General features: G+C 66.1%; 13 protein-coding genes. 8 read left to right on the top strand and 5 right to left on the bottom strand.

The features are described from left to right. Positions 1-20: 20 nt before the first annotated feature. Complete coding sequence (locus A9Z00_RS13865; protein WP_296978646.1) at positions 21-1,484, bottom strand: PDZ domain-containing protein; 1,464 nt, start codon at positions 1,482-1,484, stop codon at positions 21-23. 149 nt (positions 1,485-1,633) lie between these two features. Here A9Z00_RS13865 and A9Z00_RS13870 point away from each other — a divergent pair, with 149 nt between their 5' ends. From A9Z00_RS13870 to A9Z00_RS13905, 8 genes are all read left to right on the top strand, one after another. After that, positions 1,634-3,538 (top strand): LTA synthase family protein, encoded by a 1,905-nt coding sequence (locus A9Z00_RS13870; protein ID WP_296978648.1) that lies wholly within the window; start codon positions 1,634-1,636, stop codon positions 3,536-3,538. A gap of 398 nt (positions 3,539-3,936) precedes the next feature. Continuing rightward, positions 3,937-4,164, top strand: a complete 228-nt coding sequence (locus A9Z00_RS13875) for a PspC domain-containing protein (protein WP_296978650.1) — start codon at positions 3,937-3,939, stop codon at positions 4,162-4,164. Positions 4,165-4,219: 55 nt separating this feature from the next. Beyond that, on the top strand, positions 4,220-4,915 hold the full coding sequence (locus A9Z00_RS13880; protein ID WP_296978655.1) for a PspA/IM30 family protein: 696 nt from the start codon (positions 4,220-4,222) through the stop codon (positions 4,913-4,915). Between the two features lie 187 nt (positions 4,916-5,102). Next, complete coding sequence (locus A9Z00_RS13885) at positions 5,103-5,657, top strand: PadR family transcriptional regulator (RefSeq protein WP_296978656.1); 555 nt, start codon at positions 5,103-5,105, stop codon at positions 5,655-5,657. 123 nt (positions 5,658-5,780) lie between these two features. Further along, positions 5,781-6,521: an ABC transporter ATP-binding protein gene (locus A9Z00_RS13890; protein WP_296978659.1), complete on the top strand. Its 741-nt coding sequence runs from the start codon at positions 5,781-5,783 to the stop codon at positions 6,519-6,521. A 45-nt stretch (positions 6,522-6,566) separates the two neighbouring features. Further along, positions 6,567-7,316: an ABC transporter permease gene (locus A9Z00_RS13895; protein ID WP_296978662.1), complete on the top strand. Its 750-nt coding sequence runs from the start codon at positions 6,567-6,569 to the stop codon at positions 7,314-7,316. A 151-nt stretch (positions 7,317-7,467) separates the two neighbouring features. Then, positions 7,468-8,586 (top strand): ATP-binding protein, encoded by a 1,119-nt coding sequence (locus tag A9Z00_RS13900; protein ID WP_296978664.1) that lies wholly within the window; start codon positions 7,468-7,470, stop codon positions 8,584-8,586. Positions 8,587-8,656: 70 nt separating this feature from the next. Then, the gene (locus A9Z00_RS13905) at positions 8,657-9,556 is read left to right on the top strand and encodes a J domain-containing protein (RefSeq protein ID WP_296978666.1); all 900 of its coding nucleotides are present in this window, start codon (positions 8,657-8,659) and stop codon (positions 9,554-9,556) included. 107 nt (positions 9,557-9,663) lie between these two features. Here A9Z00_RS13905 and A9Z00_RS13910 read toward each other — a convergent pair whose 3' ends face one another. From A9Z00_RS13910 to A9Z00_RS13925, 4 genes are all read right to left on the bottom strand, one after another. After that, on the bottom strand, positions 9,664-10,803 hold the full coding sequence (locus tag A9Z00_RS13910) for an AbrB family transcriptional regulator (protein WP_296978669.1): 1,140 nt from the start codon (positions 10,801-10,803) through the stop codon (positions 9,664-9,666). Between the two features lie 572 nt (positions 10,804-11,375). After that, the gene (locus A9Z00_RS13915) at positions 11,376-13,061 is read right to left on the bottom strand and encodes a glycoside hydrolase family 13 protein (RefSeq protein ID WP_296978671.1); all 1,686 of its coding nucleotides are present in this window, start codon (positions 13,059-13,061) and stop codon (positions 11,376-11,378) included. After that, on the bottom strand, positions 13,058-14,149 hold the full coding sequence (locus A9Z00_RS13920) for a carbohydrate ABC transporter permease (protein ID WP_296978674.1): 1,092 nt from the start codon (positions 14,147-14,149) through the stop codon (positions 13,058-13,060). The genes A9Z00_RS13915 and A9Z00_RS13920 overlap by 4 nt, the downstream gene beginning before the upstream one ends. Further along, entirely contained in the window at positions 14,149-15,249 is a 1,101-nt protein-coding gene (locus A9Z00_RS13925; RefSeq protein WP_296978677.1) for a carbohydrate ABC transporter permease, read from the bottom strand. Before A9Z00_RS13925 ends, A9Z00_RS13920 begins: the two co-directional genes overlap by 1 nt. Positions 15,250-15,329 lie beyond the last annotated feature (80 nt).

Below are 15,329 nucleotides of genomic sequence, written 5' to 3' on the forward strand. Positions count from 1 at the left end.
TGCCGGCCCGTTATGCCGCGTTATCCGCCCCTTTTCAGCCAATTGAGCATGTCATCCAGCGTCGCCACGGGGACGATGTTGAGATCCGGTGCGCCGAGGCGGGCTTCCGTCTCCTGTCCGGCCGGCACGAAGAAGACGTCCGCGCCCGTCCGGCTGACCGCGTACGCCTTCTGCCGGACGCCGCCGACCGGGCCGATGACGCCGCCCGGTCCGATCGTGCCGGTGCCCGCGACGTAGCGCCCGCCGGTGACGCCGCCCGGCGTCCACTGGTCGATCAGCGCCAGCGCCAGGATCGCGCCGTGCGACGGGCCTCCCTCGTGCATGAAATACCGCCGGTACGCGATCCCGTCCGGCACGTCCGGGTCGAGGAGGGTCTCGATGACGATGCCGAAAACCGCCCGTTCCGGATCGTCCTCCGCCGGCCCCGTCGCCGCCGTGATCCGAAGCGCGGCCCCGTCCCGCAGCACGGCAAGCCCGACCGCCTCGCCCGGCCTGATCCGCCGCATCGCCTCCGCGAGATCGGCGGTCGAGCGGACGGCGGCGCCGCCGGCCGCCGTGATGATGTCGCCCGCATGCAGCGCGCCCGCGGCGGGAGCGTCCTTCATGACGGCGACAACCCGCGCGCCGCGCATGCGGATGCCTTCGCCGCGGCCGGTCCGCTCGGCGGCGATCGCGGCTGCCGCGGCCTCCGCGTCCAGCTTCTGGCTGCGGACGAGCTCGTCGTATTCGGCGAGCGGCATGCCGAGCGACGCGATCGGCTCAAATTCGTAATGCGGGAACAGCCGCGCGTACAGCCGGTCGGCGAGGAAGGCCGGACGGCCGAGGACGAGCACGCCGTCGATCCGCCCCTTCGGCTCGCCGTCCGCGGCGCGGGCATAGCGGTTCACGTCGAACGTCAGGCCGGGCGTCGTCACGATCTCGCCCGTGGGCGTAAAGAGCAGGGCCAGAAGCGCGAGCATCCCCGCGAAGGCGCGCAGCGTGCGCGCGGGAAGCCGCCGCTTCCGGCGGCGACGCTCGGCGAAGGCGAGATCCGCGAACGCCGCGAGCCATGCGGCCCCGAGCGCGCCGAGCGCCGTGAACATGCGCGCCGGTTCCAGGCTGATCGCGGAGACGCACGCGCAGGCGGCGGCGCCGAGGACGGCCGCCGCCGCGGGCGGGATCAGCGCCCGCTTCGGCGCGCCCCCCAGCGCGCCTTCCGCGAGGCGGAAGGAAGCCGCCGCCGTCCAGAGCGCCGGCGGCAGCGCGAGCGCGTAGACGAGCACGTCCAGCGCCTCGATCCAGCGCACGCCGCCGGGCAGCGGCAGGGCGTCGGGCAGCCAGACGAGCTGCCCGGCGACGCACAGCGCGACCGCCGCCGCCATGCCCGCCGCGTGCAGCCGCTCCGCCCGTCCCGGCCGCGCCGCCGGTCCGCGCTCCCCGGTTCCCGCGCCCCGGGTTTCGCCGCTTTCGGCCTGTCCGGTCCGCGAAGCCGTCGATTCCGTCATCCCGATCGCTCCGTTTCCCTGGGATACCGCTTCTAAGATTACCATTTTATCACGAACGGCCCGGTCCCTGACGGCCGGCAGCCGGACTTCTCACCCGCGCGCCCGTTGCGCTATGATGAATAGGGAGACAAGATAGGGGGATCAGGGCCATGAATCCTCGTGTACGTGCGGCGCTGCTCAACCCGTTCGTGCTGTTCACGCTGATCATGACCGTCAAGTTCTACCTGGCGTCGGCCGTCATATTCGACGGTTCCATATGGAATCCGCTCGTCACTTCATTGCCGTCGGTATGGGCGGCCTTCGCGCTGATCGAGCTTCTGGCGGACAGGCGCAAGACGCTTGCCTACGCGCTTGTGGACCTGGTCTATACCGCCATCTATTTCGCCGTCATCATGTACTACAAATACTTCGGCATCATCGTGACCTACCACGCGTTCTCGCAGATCGGACAGGTCAAGGAAGTGAAGGGAAGCGTCTTCCAGCTCCTGCATCCCTACTTCCTGCTCATTTTCGTCGATCTCGTCGTCATCGCCCTGCTGTTCGCCTCGCGGCACCGCGGGTTCCGCCGCTGGGCGTCGCGGCCGAAGCCGGGCCGCGGACACCGCTTGGCCGCCGCCGCGCTGTTCGTCGCCATGACCGCGGTCTGCGCCATGCAGATCGTGCCGAACCGGAATATCCTGAACGAGCTGGCGCGGGCCGAACGGATGGGCATCATCAACTACGAGGTCGACGTCATGCTGACGTCGGGGCGGGAGACGCTGTTCGAGCCCGGCGCCGTCACGCCGGACGCCGTGCGGGAAGTGAAGCGGCTGCCGCGGAAGGCCGTGCCGGAAGCGTTTCGGGCGGCGGAGGGACGGCATATCCTTTTCGTGCAGCTCGAGGCGTTCCAGACGATGCTGCTCGATCTGAAGGTAGACGGCGCCGAAGTCACCCCGGTGATGAACCGGCTCAAGGAGGAGGGACTGTTCTTCCCGCGGTTCTTCCAGCAGGTCGGCGCGGGCAACACGTCCGACGCCGAGTACGTGGCGAACACATCCCTGCTGACGCCGCCCGTCGGCGCCGCCTCCGAAACGTACGGGAAGAAGGCGCTGCCGAGCCTCGCGAAGCTGCTCCATGCGCGGGGGTACAAGACAGTCACGTTCCATACGAACGACGTCGCCTTCTGGAGGCGCAACGATCTGTACGCCGCCATCGGCTTCGACCGGTATTACGACCAGCAGTTTTTCCAGGACGAAGACTTCGTCCATTTCGGCTCGTCCGACGAGGTGCTGTACCGGAAGAGCGTCGCCGAAATCGCGCGGCTGGCGGCAGACGGCGACAGGGTGTTCGCGAACCTCATCTCGATGTCCGCGCACCATCCGTTCAATCTGCCCGCGCACAAGGACACCTTCGATCTGCCGGAGCGGTTCCGCGGCACGTTCGTCGGCGACTATCTCCGCTCGCAGCACTACGCGGACAAGGCGCTCGGCGTATTCGTCGAAGAAATGAAGGCGGCGGGCCTGTGGGAGAACAGTCTCATCGTCATTTACGGCGACCACATGGGTATGCCCGTCTACTCGCTGACGAAGGAAGACCGGAAGCTGCTGAAGGAGCTGCTCGGCCGGACGTACGGCTATTATGACATGCTGCGCGTGCCGCTCCTGATCATCGCGCCGGGCGCGCTCGAACCGCGAACGGTCGGGACCGTCGGCGGCCACAGCGACATCACGCCGACCGTTGCGAATCTCGCCGGCATCCGGCTGGACGACTGCATCGCGTTCGGCCAGGATCTGCTGAATTACGACAGCAACCTGCTGCCGATCCGCTATTATCTGCCCACGGGATCGTTCATCAACGACCGCGCGATCTTCGTGCCCGGCGAGGCGTTCGGAGACGGGACGGCGTATCCGCTCGACGGCGGCGAACCGGTCGGCGCCGATGCCGCCGGACCCGACGGCAAGCCGCTGGTCACCGAAGACGAGTACCGGCGGGCGCTCGATCTGTTCCGCATGTCGCACAGCTACGTCTCGCAGCTGCCCGAACGGACGAAGGACGGCGGGCGGCGTTCCAGTTGACGGCCGCGGGACCGCCCGGTTTCCCGGGCGGTCCGTTTTGCATGTTCCGCACGCATTCCGAACCTGTTCCCTGCTCCATCGTCCCGCACCACACGCTTCCGGACCGCATCCCGCCAACAGAGCGCGCGATGCCTTCCCCTTTTCGATCACATCCCCTTCGCTCAACCGGTCCCGCCGCACGCTTCCGGACCGCCGCCCCTGCGCAGCCGGATCGCGCCCGGCCGGACCCGACCGTCCGGCTCCGCCCGGAGATGGGGTGCGTCCCCGACCCGGGTCCGGACCCGAAAACCGCCGACGGACCGTTACGGGCATCTTTCGCCGGGCGCTACAATATGATCATCAAGAGATCAACCGGGAGCGACCGGAAATTCCGCCATCCCGCGAAAGGAGAATCGTCCATGCAAAAGCTTTACCGCTCCAGAAGGGACCGCATGCTGACGGGGCTTTGCGGCGGCATCGCGGACTGGATGGGCGCGGATCCGACCTTCATCCGCCTCGCGGCGGTCATCGCGGCGCTCTTCAGCTTCGGCACCGCGCTGCTGGTCTATTTCCTGTGCAGCCTTGTCGTTCCGTCCGAACCGCATGCGTATCCCCTGCACCCGTATCACGATTACCGGTACCGCTGACGGAAGCGGGGCGCGCGTCACCCCCCGACCGATCATACCGAAAGGAGCATGACCGATGACGAGCATCTGGAAACGCATCGCCGACGTCGCGAAGTTCACGGCCCACGAAGCGCTGGATCGTCTGGAAGATCCCGTCATGATGCTGAACCATTACATCCGTGAAATGGAGGAGGAACTGGAAGACGCGCAGGAAGCGCTGCTCAGCCAGCGGGCGATCGAGCGGACGGCGCTCCTCAGGCACCAGGAATACCTCCGGATCGCCGCGGACCTGGAGGCGCGCGCCGCCGAAGCGCTGACCGCCGGCCGGGAAGCCGAGGCGCGGGCCGCGATCGCGGATAAGCTGGCGTTCGAGCAGAAGGCCGCCCGTTACCTGACCTGGCACGAGGAAGCCGGCGCGCGCGCGGCCGAACTGGAGGCGCAGGTCGAACAGGCGAAGGCGGAGCTGGAGCGGCTCCGCGCGAAGCGCGCCGAACTGGCCGACCGGGCGGAAAAGGCGGCGGCCGCGGGCGCCGGGTCCGGCGGCACGGAACTCGGCGTCAGGTTCGCTTCCGGCGTCGCCGGAATCGGCCGGGCCGCGGTGCGCGGTTTCGAGCGGATCGAGGAGAAGATTCTGCGGTGGGAAGCGGAGAACGAGGCGCGCAGGGCAGGCGGAGGCTGGAATCCGACCGCGCCGCACGACGACGCCTCCATCGCCGAACGGGTCGACGAGCAGCTCGAAGCGCTCCGCCGCCGGCAGCCGGGCGCGAATTGACCGGCGATGACCGCCGCGGGAGGCTCCGTGCGCAGCGCGCGGGGCCTTTCCCCGCCCTTCGACGCCGGACGCGTCTCGAAAGGCGGCGCTCCCGATGGGCGCGCTTGACGAACCGCTGCGGCCATGATATATTCAACAACGGATATCCAATGTTGGATATACAACTTCGGAACGGGAGCATGCCGTCGTGAACGCTACGAATCTCATCGTGCTCGGCTTTCTCCGTATGCGGCCGATGCACGGCTACGAAATCCAGCAGCTCATCCAGCAGAACCGCATGGACTCCTGGGCGAATCTGCTCTCCGGCTCCATCTACTACGCGCTCGGCAAAATGGAACAGGAAGGCCTGATCCGCGCCGAGGCGGAAGTGCGCACCGGCAACCGGCTTCGCAAGATTTACACGATTACGGAGAAGGGCGAAGCGCAATTCCGGGAGATGGTCCGCGAGTCGCTGCTCGCAAGTCCCCATTCCATGAAGTCCGATCTCGCGCTCGGGCTCACCTGGATCGACGCCGTGCCGCGGGATGAGGCCATACGGCTGCTCGAGCGGAATCTGGAGCAGGTGGAACGGACGCGGGATCAATGGCTGCTCGGCCGCAAGATCAAGAGCAGCTACGGCCTGTCGCCGATCGTCATGACCGCCTTCGACAACGCCATCGGCGTGATGGAGCTGGACATCGCCTATCTGAAACGTCTGATCGAGCTGCTGCGGGAAGAATCGCCGGGCGACGGAACGGGCTGAATTTCGCCGGACCGCAATCGCACCCGGACGCCTGTCTCCGCACGGGAACGTTCCCGCGCGGCTTGCTTCTGCTCGAATATCCAACATTGGTTATATAACATTGGATAACAAGGAGTGTGTCCCATGGCCAACCTGGCAACCCGCCGCGTCCTGATCCGCGCTTCGTCGCTGGTCAAGCGGTATGGCCGGCGCAACGTGGTGGACGGCATCAGCCTGGCCGTGAACGAGGGCGAGGTGCTGGCCGTCATCGGTCCGAACGGCGCCGGCAAATCGACGACGCTGGAGCTGATCCTCCGGCTGCGCCGGCCCGACGCGGGATCCGTCGAATATGCCGAACCGGAACTCCGGCGCCGCATCGGCGTCCAGCTGCAGACGGCGCCGATCTTCCCCGGCTATACCGCGCTCGAGAACATGCGCCTCGCCGCCGCGTTCCATCGCCTGCGGCCCGGAGATGACGAGCTGCTGCGCCGGCTTGCCGCCTGCGGACTCGCCGAGATGGCGCATACCGACGCCGCGCGCCTGTTCGGCGGCCAGCAGAAGCGGCTCGCCATCGCGATGGCGCTCGTGCACGACCCCAAACTGCTCTTCCTCGACGAACCGACGGCGGCGCTCGATCCGCGCGCCCGGCTGGAAATCCGGGAACTCATCGGCTCGCTCGCGAAAGGCGGCACATCCGTCGTCTTCACGTCGCACGAGCTGGATGAGGTTCACCGCCTCGCCGACCGGATCGTGTTCATCGACGCCGGACGCATGCTGGCGGAAGGTTCGCCCGCGGCGCTGTTGGAACAATACAACGTTTCCGATCTGGAACAGCTCTATCTTCGGCTCACGCAGGAAGCGCCGAACGCCGTGGCCGTGCAATAAGCCGGTCGCCCGCAATCATCCGCATCATGAAGGAGGATTCATGGCATGACCACCGTTTTCCGCACGATGCTGATCGGCCAGTTCCGGGATCCGCATACGTTGTTCTGGACCATCGTGACCCCGTTCGTGCTGCTGCTCGGCCTCGGGTTCTGGTTCGACAAGCCCGGCTATGCCGAACGGCTGCTGGCCGGCGTGCTCGCGGTGAACGTCCTGTTCGGCCCCGGCATGGTCACGCCGTTCCAGGTGATGACGCTTCGCAACCGGGGCGTGTTCAAACTGCTCCGCACCGCGTCTCTGCCGACTTCGGCGTTTATCACGGCATCCGCCGGCGCCCGCACGGCCCTGTCCCTCGTGGTCTGCGCCTGTCTGACGGCGGCGGGCTGCCTCGTCTTCGACGTCAGGCTCACGCTTCCCGGCCTTGCGCTGATGCTGGTCGCGGTCCTGATCGGCTCGCTTTGCTTCACCGCCGTCGGCTTCATCTCGGGCAACCTGGGCCGGAACGAGAGCGCCACCAGCATGATCTCGAACCTGATCTGCATGCCGATGCTGTTCGCCAGCGAGGCTTTCTATTCCCTGGAACATGCTCCCCGGTGGGTCCAAATCGCAAGCCTTCTCCATCCGTTCTCCCACTTCGTCAACGTGTTGTCCGACGGGGTGCGCGGCGGCTGGCAGGCTTCCACCTGGACTTCCCTGGCGGCGCTGGCCGCGTTCACGCTGCTCTGCCTGTCCATGGCGGCCGCCACATTCCGGTGGGATAACGAATCGTCCCGTTTCCGTATTTTGGGTAATCGTTGAAAAACATCCCTGGGTGATAGATAATGAATACGGATCGAACGTCTTGAGAATCGCCATCCCGGAACGATCCTGACCGAGACCGCGCAACCGGCCGGATCCCGCTTGATCCAACCGGCCGGCGGTTATCCTGTGACGGGAGCATCCAATCAGAATGGTGAATCTTCGGGACGATTTCCGGCTCTACAGGCTAGCCTACCACTTCGACCGAATCGGCAAAGCGTTCGTGGGACGCGACGGACGGCTGTCGTGCGCCAATCCCGCCCTGTGCGGCATGCTCGGACTCGAAGCTGACGCGATAGCCGGACGCCTCGCGTCGGAGCTTTTTCCCGACCTGGCGTGGCGCGATCCGCCGCAGCCGCAGTCGGCCAGATGCCGGTACGAACGGCCCGGCAGCGAAGTGAAATGGCTGCTCGTGCACCTGACGCCGCTGGTTGGAGCCGGGGAGGGTGACGCCGGTTCCGCGGTCGGCATGCTGCAGGTGGAAGATCTGTCCGACTCCGTCAAGCTGGAGAACGAAATCCGCAGGCTGACGAGGGACGCGGACGCGATGTACGGCGCGGAGAACCTGATCCAGTCCGAGAAGCTTGCCGCCGCGGGTCAACTGGCCGCCGGCATCGCGCACGAGATCCGCAACCCGCTGACCTCCCTGAAGGGATTTCTGCAGTTGCTCAAATCGGGATCGTCCTCCGCGGCGAAACGGGAAGCCTACCTGACCATCATGCTCGAAGAGCTGGGACGGATCGAGCAAATTCTCGGCGAGCTGCTCGTCCTGTCCCGGCCCCGCGCCGCGCAATTCGCCAGGACCGGCATCGCGCAGATGATCCGCCATGTCGTGCTGCTCCTGCAGCCGCAGGCCGTCATGCGCGGCGTTGAGATCCGGGTGCTGCCGATCCCGGACGAGGCCCATATCTACTGCGACGAGAACCAGATCAAGCAGGTGCTGATCAACATCGTGAAGAACGGCATCGAGGCGATGGAGCACGGCGGCGTCCTCACGATCGAAGCCGTCGTGAACCGGGACACCGCCGAGATCCGGGTGACCGACCAGGGAACCGGCATTCCGCCGGACAAGCTGGATCGGCTGGGCAGCCCGTTTTTCACGACGAAGGAGAACGGCACCGGGCTGGGGCTGACGGTCTGCTACCGGATCGTGCGGAACCACGGCGGAAGGATCGAGGTGGACAGCCGCCCGGGCGAAGGAACGACGTTTGCGATATACCTGCCCGTCGCGGGACGGCCGCCGGACGGCACCCGGGACCAACGGGCCTGAAGCGCGGTTCATCGCCCGGCGCAACCCGCGGAACGCAGACATCGTAGAATGGCTGGAGGTGGACCGACGGATGGATCTGAAGACCGCATACGAACGGCTCGGACTTCCCGAGAACGCATCCCGCGAAATGGTGGAGAAGCGCTATGACATGTACCTGCGCCAGGAACGCCGACGGCGCAGGGAGACGGGCGACGATCGCGAAAGCCCCGAGTTCGCGGAGATTACGCGCGCCTACCGGTTCATCCTCGAGCAGGAAGAGAAGCAGGCCGTCTCGGAGCTGAACGAGCAGCAATACGGCAAATACAAACGGTACGCCGGCCTGGCCGAGAAAATCGACCACTTCATCACCTACTACAAATGGCACACGCTCGGCGCGCTCCTGATCGTCGCCCTCATCATCTACGGCATCCACAGCTACATCGAGCACCGGGAAGAACAGGCCCGTCTCGCCGCGCTGCCGCCGATGGACATCTACGGCATGATGCTTGGACAGTTCTATACGGAAGATTTGGACATGGAGACGGATGCGATCGAAACCGCGATGCTCGGCCATTTCCCCGACTGGCAGCGCGTGGAATTGGAACTGCTCTCGTTCTCCCTGGAACCGCGCAGCGAGCTGGACTTCGCCATGCTCCAGAAGGCGACGGCCCTTCTCGCGACCGAGAAACCGGATATTTACATCCTGGACTCCCAGACGTATCCGTGGCTCGCCCAGTCCGGCATCCTGCTCGAGCTGGACGCGTATGTGGCCGGACGATTTGCATCGCTGCTTCCGGAGGATGCCGCGCCCAAAGCGTCGGGCGGCGAAGAGTACGGCGAGCACGTCTACGGCATCGATCTGACGTCCAGTCCGCTGATCGGGGAACTGCCGGTCTACAAGGAACGGTTCATCGTCGGCATCCGGCGGGACTCGGAGCGGATCGACAACGCCCTTCATCTGATCGAGACGTATCTGAAAGCCATCCCTTGAAGGTCCGGCAGGCGGCGGTCCTTTGATCCGCCGCCTGCCGGTTTTATCCCCTTCGTTCAACCGCTTCCTGGACGCCTGCCGTCCATCCCCCCTTCACGCCGCCGGTTTCAGGGCGCCTTCCTGATCCGGCCCGGGGTCGCGACGCCCCGCCGCCATCTGAATACCAGCCGGATCAGCGGCGGCGCGGCAATCAGCACGAACAGCAGCCGGAAGATCTGATAGGCGGTGACCTGCGCCTCGTCCGCTCCGAGCACGATCGCGGTCACGGCCATCTCGCCGAGGCCGCCGGGCGCAAGCGCGAGGAACCAGGTCACGATCGATTCCCCGGCGGCGGTCGAAGAACCCCAGGCGGCCAGCGCCGTCAGGGCGATCAGCAGGCAGGCGAAGAGCAGCGACAGCGGGCCGAACCGCCGGTTCGCAATCAGAATCCGCGGCTGAACCCGGCAGCCGATGAAGATGCCGATGGCGAGCTGGGCGGCCGAGACAAACGGCGCCGGGACGGCCGGCCACGGAAATCCGGCGGCCGCCGACGCTCCGACGACGAGTACCGGCCCGAGGAATTCGCCCGCCGGCATGCGGAGCCGCCGGCCGATCCAGGCGGCCGGCGGCACGAGCGCCAGCCCCGCGAAGCCGGCCCCATCCGGCAGGCCGGCCAGGACGCCGGAAGCGGCCGTCGGCATCCCGGCCGCCGCGGGGCCGGAACCGCCCGCAGCCGCCCCCGCATCGCCGGCGAACCACGCCGCCAGGAACGGCACCGTGTACAGCACGACGATGAGCCGCGCCGTCTGCAGGATCGCCACGTTGCCCGGATCCGCGCCGGGCGTCTCGTCCGCGAGCAGCACCATCTGCGTCAGCCCGCCCGGCATGCTGCCGAGCACGCCGTCCTGGACGCTCAGGCCGGTCAGCCTCACCAGCAGCAGGCCGAACGCCGTGCAGACGGCCGTCCACAGCGCGGCGGCCAGCACCATGAGCGGCAGCTCGCGGGCAATCGTCAGCGCCGCATCCACCGTCATGGCGCAGCCGAGCACATAGGCGACGACCACGATCCCGGCGTCGCCGATCAGCCGCGGCCACGAAGCGACGCCGGGTCGCACCGCGTTGAGCGCCATCACGCCGAACGCGGCGCCGAGAATCCACGGCAGCGGCAGGCCCGCCGCCGCGAACAGCCCTCCGCCCGCCGCGCCTGCGGCCAAAGTCACGAGTACGTTCCGATACGTTCGCTCCTCTCCGTACGCCTGTCTCTCCACTCCGCACTCCCCCGGATCTTTCGTTTCTGCAGCACACCGGTTCCTTCCCCCGCGAACCGGCATTTGCCCGCCTTCCGCAAATCCGGAAGCCGGACGCCTCCCGCGCCCGGCTCCCTCTCGCACCGACGAATGGTTCACCCGATTGATGATTCATCGCGTTAACGGTTCACGACGCTGACCATGAGCCCGGCGGGATCCGCCGGCTGCCGTCCGCATGCGTGATGCGCATTGTCCGCCGTTCTCCCGGCCGCAGGTCGAAATCGTTGCCGCGGTCCGGCCCGTCCGGTCTCCGGTTCGGGGGGAGGGCCGGGACGGTTTGTTCCCATTATAGCACAGCGGGACGGGTGCATCGGGTCCGCGCTCCGCCCATGCCCGCCCGGGACGCGCCGTCCCGGGGCATGCCCGCGCATCGGGCTCGGCTCGCGCCATCCCGGCTTCCGGCACAGGAAGCCGGCTGCCGCCGCATCAAGCCGGACTTGGACGCCTCCCGCCCGCATGGCCCGCCCCGATCCGGAAAAATGAAAAAGGCGAAGAAGGGCTTGCTTGCCCTTCTTCGCCTCCCGTGCCAACCGTTACCCGACGCAGTGCAAGATCAGCGCTTCATGCGGCCTGAGCCTGATCGTATGCGCATGGGTTACCTCGCCCGCGTCGGCGTAATTGCCGAGCACCGGCTTCATCGTCCGCCCGGCGTACGGGGCCGGCAGCGTGAACGAGCCGGATTGGTCGCTGTGGTTGAGCACGACCAGCCACACCGTGTCCCCCAGCTTCCGCACGTAGGCGTACACGTGCGGATCGTCCCCGCTGATGTCCTCGAAGTCGCCGTACACCATGACCGGATGCTCCTTCCGCAGGGCGATCAGCTTCCGGTAATAGTGCAGCACCGAATCCGGATCGGCCTCCGCCGCCTCCACGTTGATCACGGCATGGTTCGGATTCGGCCGGATCCAGGGCGTGCCGGTCGTGAAGCCCGCGTTCGGCCCGGCGCTCCATTGCATCGGCGTGCGCGAATTGTCGCGGCTGAGCGGCGCCAGCTCGCGCAGCGCATCGGCCGGATCGCGGCCGGCGGCGACCAGCTCCTCGTAGCGGCTCTTCATCATGACGTCCCGGTAGTCGTCGATCGAATCGAACCGGACGCCGGTCATCCCGATTTCCTCGCCCTGGTAGACATAGGGAATGCCCGGCAGCGTATGCACCATCGTGGCAAGCAGCTTGGCCGACTGCACGCGGAATTCCCGGTCGTTCCCGTAGCGCGATACCTGCCGCGTGTGGTCGTGGTTGTTCAGGAACTGCCCCATGACGCCCCGGCCGCTCAGCGCTTCCGCCCAGCGGCGCTGGATCCGCTTGAACCGGACCATGTCCCAGGACGGCATCTCGTCCGCGACTTCGAAATGGAACAGCGAATGCAGCTCCTTCCGCTCCTCGTCGACAAACAGCAGCCCCTTCTCCGGCGTTGCGAAGGCGACCTCGCCCACCGTCATGATGTCGTAGTGGCGGAACACCTCGCGGTTCATTTCCTGCAGGTAATCATGCAACCCGGGGTTGTGCGTGAGATAACGGATGTCGTACGGATCGGCCGCGTCCGTGAACGTCTTCGGCTTGGCCAGAAGCGCCAGCGCGTCGAGCCGGAGGCCGTCCACGCCCTTGTCCAGCCAGAAGCGGAGCATCCGGTACATCTCCCGCCGCACCTCGGGGTTCGCCCAGTTGAGATCCGGCTGGCCGATCGCGAACGAATGCATGTAATACTGGCCGGTCGCCTCGTCGAACCGCCAGCAGCTCGGATGGAAATACGACCGCCAGTTCGTCGGCGGCCCGCCGTCCGGCGCCGGATCGCGCCAGATGTACCAGTCGCGCTTCGGATTGTCCCTGGAAGACCGCGACTCGAGGAACCAGGGGTGGCGGTCCGACGTGTGGTTCAGCACGATGTCCATCATGATCTTCAGACCCCGCCGGTGCGCCTCCGCGACCAGCTCCTCGAAATCCGCCATCGTGCCCGCCTCCGGCGCGATCGCGTAATAATCGGAGATGTCGTAGCCGTTGTCCACGCCCGGCGACGCGTTGAACGGGTTGAGCCAGATGAAGTCGACGCCGAGCGAGCGGATGTAGTCGAGCTTCTCGATGACGCCCCTCAGGTCCCCGATGCCGTCGCCGTTCGTATCGAAGAAGCTTCGCCAATAGACCTGGTAGACGACGGATTCCTTCCACCAGGCCGGTCTGCCCAGTATGGTTTCCTCTCCCGTCATGATCTCTCTCTGTATCATCCTTTCACCGATCCTCCCATCAGACCGCGTACGAAGTAGCGCTGCAACGTGAAGAATACGGCGAGCGGCATCAGCATCGACACGAAGGCCGCCGCGGTGAGCAGATGCCAGTCGTTGCCGCGCGATCCGGCGAGGCCGGCGATGTTCATCGACAGCACCTGCACGTCGGGCAGGCTGCCGAGGAAGATGAGCGCCACCAGATAGTCGTTCCAGACCCACAGGAACTGGAAGATGCAGATGGACGCCAGCGACGGCACGGTGAGCGGAAGCACGAGCCGGCTGAAGGTCGTGAAGTTGGACGCGCCGTCCATGAAGGCCGACTCGAACAGGTCACGCGGAATCTGCCGAACGGCGTTGTACATGAAGTAGGTGATGAGCGGCAGGCCGAACGCCGAGTGGGCCAGCCAGATGCCGAAGTAGGTGCCGTTCAGGCCGAGCACCGTGTAGTCGCGCAGGATCGGGATCAGCGCCACCTGCAGCGGCACGACGAGCAGCGCGACGATGATGACGAACATGACCCTGCGCCCCGGGAACCGGAGCCACGCGAACGCGTAAGCCGCGAACGACGCGATGAACACCGGGATGATCGTCGACGGCACGGCGACCGCGACCGTATTCCAGAAGGACCGTCCCATGCCGCTGCCCTGCTCCGTCTTCGTGCTGCCGTCCGGAAGCGCAATCTTGTACTGTTTGCCGCCGAGCACCGTCTCGTAGTTCTGCAGCGTGAACCGCAGCGTCGTGGTCCACCGCTTCTCCTGCACGCTGACGATCCGCGCCCGCCGGTTCTCCCAGATCAGACGACGGCCGTCGACGGTTACGCCGGCGCGCAGCTCCTCGTCGGTGTACGTCGCGCCGAGCACCTCGATCGGCTGGCGCAGGTCGGTCTCGCGCGGCAGCTCGATCCGTTCGACGGTCTGCCAGTCCCGGTGGGGGAAAATCGTCCACCATCCCGTCGACAGAATATCCGCCGCGGGCCGGAACGACGAGATGAGCAGCCCGATCGTCGGTATGAGCCAGATGACGCAGATGACGGCCAGCACGATATTGACCAGCCGGTTGCCTTTCCGACGCACCCTTGACCGCCGCATCAGAAGCCCCCCTCCCGGCGGAACTGCCGCAGATTGAACCAGATGACCGGCGTGACGGCGATGAGCAGCACGATCGCGAGCGTCGAGCCGTAGCCCGCGTTCTGATACATGAAGAGCTGCCGATAGAACTGCGTCGCCACCACTTCGGTGCCGTACTGGCCGCCCGTCATGACCATGACGACGTCAAAGATCTTCAGCGTGAAGACGATGATCGTCGTCGTCACCGACAGGATCGTGCCGGAAATGTACGGGATGATGATCCGGAAGAAAATGCGCAATTCACCCGCGCCGTCCACGCGCGCCGCTTCCAGAATGTCGTCGGGCACGTTCTTGATCGCCGCGGAGAAGAACACCATCGCGAATCCCGTCTGCATCCAGACGAGGATGACGATCAGGAACAGGTTGTTCCACGGCTGTACCATCGTCAGCCACGCCTGCGGTTCGCCGCCGAACGCCTTCACGATCGCGTTCAAAAGCCCGATTTGCCGCTCTTCGGGCGTGTAGTAATAGACGAACTTCCAGATGACGCCCGCGGCGACGTACGAGATGGCCATCGGCATGAAGACGATCGTCTTCGCGAGCCGTTCGAAGCTGCTCCGGTCCGCCAGTATCGCGATGAGCAGGCCGAGGCAGACGCACAGCGTCGTGCCGAAGAACACCCAGAGCAAATTGTTGCGCAGCGCCGTCGCCAGCAGCCGGTCGGTGAAGACGGCGGCGTAGTTGGCCAGGCCGACGAACGTTTGGCTCGACGCGTCGAAGAAGCTGAGGTACAGCGTGCGGACGGTCGGGATCACGAGCAGCCAGCCGAGCAGCAGAACCGCCGGCCCGACGTAGATGAAGGGCAGAATCCTTCTTTTCCAGACGTCCGGATATTGTTCGACGACCCAGTTGAGCGACCAAAAGATGCTGTAGACGCCCGCTGCACCCCACGCGACGGCCAGCAGCGCGTTCGCGATCGGATGAAGCGGAGAGTCGCGGAAAAACCAGAAAATGAGACCGTGCACGCCGACATTGACGGCGGGAACCATGATCGAGATGAAGAGGAGCCAGACAATCCGCCCCACGCTCGACGCCTTTGCCGTTGCCGTCGCCGGTGCCATGGCGGCCTTTCCCCCTTTCACGATTGAGCGGCGGAAGCCGCGCCGGCCTTTCCGCTGAAAGACCAGCGCGGCTCCGTCAT

Origin of the sequence: Thermobacillus sp. ZCTH02-B1 (genome assembly GCF_002159085.1) — a bacterium.
Taxonomy (GTDB): Bacteria; Bacillota; Bacilli; order Paenibacillales; family Paenibacillaceae; genus Thermobacillus.

What these genes read in the sequence shown, in the direction of transcription:
- A9Z00_RS13875 (WP_296978650.1), top strand. Translation starts at nt 3,937, where the DNA reads ATGCAAAAGCTTTACCGCTCCAGAAGGGACCGCATGCTGACGGGGCTT.
- A9Z00_RS13890 (WP_296978659.1), top strand. Translation starts at nt 5,781, where the DNA reads ATGGCCAACCTGGCAACCCGCCGCGTCCTGATCCGCGCTTCGTCGCTG.
- A9Z00_RS13870 (WP_296978648.1), top strand. Translation starts at nt 1,634, where the DNA reads ATGAATCCTCGTGTACGTGCGGCGCTGCTCAACCCGTTCGTGCTGTTC.
- A9Z00_RS13920 (WP_296978674.1), bottom strand. Translation starts at nt 14,149, where the DNA reads ATGCGGCGGTCAAGGGTGCGTCGGAAAGGCAACCGGCTGGTCAATATC.
- A9Z00_RS13915 (WP_296978671.1), bottom strand. Translation starts at nt 13,061, where the DNA reads ATGATACAGAGAGAGATCATGACGGGAGAGGAAACCATACTGGGCAGA.
- A9Z00_RS13900 (WP_296978664.1), top strand. Translation starts at nt 7,468, where the DNA reads ATGGTGAATCTTCGGGACGATTTCCGGCTCTACAGGCTAGCCTACCAC.
- A9Z00_RS13925 (WP_296978677.1), bottom strand. Translation starts at nt 15,249, where the DNA reads ATGGCACCGGCGACGGCAACGGCAAAGGCGTCGAGCGTGGGGCGGATT.
- A9Z00_RS13880 (WP_296978655.1), top strand. Translation starts at nt 4,220, where the DNA reads ATGACGAGCATCTGGAAACGCATCGCCGACGTCGCGAAGTTCACGGCC.
- A9Z00_RS13865 (WP_296978646.1), bottom strand. Translation starts at nt 1,484, where the DNA reads ATGACGGAATCGACGGCTTCGCGGACCGGACAGGCCGAAAGCGGCGAA.
- A9Z00_RS13905 (WP_296978666.1), top strand. Translation starts at nt 8,657, where the DNA reads ATGGATCTGAAGACCGCATACGAACGGCTCGGACTTCCCGAGAACGCA.
- A9Z00_RS13895 (WP_296978662.1), top strand. Translation starts at nt 6,567, where the DNA reads ATGACCACCGTTTTCCGCACGATGCTGATCGGCCAGTTCCGGGATCCG.